2 protein-coding genes are annotated in these 1,190 nt (G+C 48.9%); both read right to left on the bottom strand.

The annotated features are described in order from the left end of the window. Positions 1 to 991: DUF3326 domain-containing protein (locus F6K37_RS46015; RefSeq protein WP_287257355.1), on the bottom strand; the 991-nt coding region annotated here is incomplete at its 3' end. Continuing rightward, positions 988 to 1,173 carry a DUF8621 family protein gene (locus tag F6K37_RS46010; protein WP_287257356.1) on the bottom strand — a complete coding sequence of 62 codons (186 nt, stop codon included), beginning with the start codon at positions 1,171 to 1,173 and terminating at the stop codon, positions 988 to 990. The genes F6K37_RS46015 and F6K37_RS46010, both read right to left, overlap by 4 nt. Positions 1,174 to 1,190 lie beyond the last annotated feature (17 nt).

Raw genomic sequence — 1,190 nt, 5'->3', positions numbered from 1 at the left:
TTGCTTTAATTCCCAAAGGTTCTGGAGGTACTTCCATGGTAGTTTGGTTTTCTTCAACGGCAATGATCTGGGTTTGCAACTGGCTAAAGCTTAACATTGCACTACCACCACAGGCGGTTGCTGGTATCACAATCGCATCTACATCATCAGCCCAGATGTCCCCTGGTTTTGAGGAAATAGTTTGAGAATCTGGATTAGCAAGGGAGGAGGGGGAATTGTTTTGGTTGACGACAAATTGGGGAGCGCGACTCAATCCTACTAAAACACAGGGTAAGAAGGTATAGCCCAATTCCTCTGCTGCTGAACGAGGTGACAATTTAGGATCGATGGGCAAAGGCATCAATGCTGGTGCATGAGCACAGGGAATTTGAAAGGTACGAACAATCAAGTGACTGATAATGGCTTCAGCACCAGCCAGGGGGTCTACGCCTCGGCCATGACGGTAATCTTGCAATGCTTCACTATCAATGTCATCGGGAAAACGCACTACTACTGCGATCGCATCTGCTCCGGCTTGCTCAATCAGGACTTGGGCTGCTCGCAATAAACTATCGGGATTTCCAATTGTTCCCCAACTGGCTCCAGATGCTGCTGTGCGCAGTTCTACATTTAAGGGAGCATCTGTGACTACGTAGTCGGTTAGATTCAGTCCTAGGGTAGCTCTGGTGGCATCTGCTGCTTGTAGGTGTCTCAAACGTAATTCTGGTTCAATCCCCTGATCCAGGAGTAATCCCACTCGGTTCTGATGTACAGGGCGTAATCCCCAGCATCCAGCGGCAAATTTGTCAAGGCCATAGCCCTCCACATAGAAGGCGTTGGGTAAGTTCCAGTACAACTGGGCACCATTGAGGACATTGGGATGGGTGATTAAGCGATCGCAAACTTGTGCGATCGCTCTAGCCACTGGCAAGGCATCCCCGGCATAGCCACCAATCGACGCTCCTACACCAGTAGGAATGATTAAAACAACGGTATAGGGGCGCTGATTCACTTACTATTTGCTGATTTAGTCACAATCGCCTCTACCGTAGCTTTCTCCTGCTCAGGGTCTACATGAGTAACTGCCCAGCGCAGGGGTTCTCCCCGTTCTTGTAGTTCTGCTTCAATGGCTTGGTGCAGTTCCTTAGGGGACTCTTGGAGGTCAATTTCTGCAGTAATGAAATGGGTTGTCATTGTTTTCTCCCTAATTC

This window comes from Moorena sp. SIO4E2, from assembly GCF_010671945.1.
In the GTDB taxonomy this organism is placed as follows: Bacteria; Cyanobacteriota; Cyanobacteriia; order Cyanobacteriales; family Coleofasciculaceae; genus Moorena; species Moorena producens.
Note: the sequence above shows the minus strand (reverse complement) of the source record. Positions and strands in the feature narration are given on the sequence as shown.

Bases quoted from the DNA above. Each gene is read 5' to 3' on its own strand.
- F6K37_RS46010 (WP_287257356.1), bottom strand. From the start codon at position 1,173: ATGACAACCCATTTCATTACTGCAGAAATTGACCTCCAAGAGTCCCCT.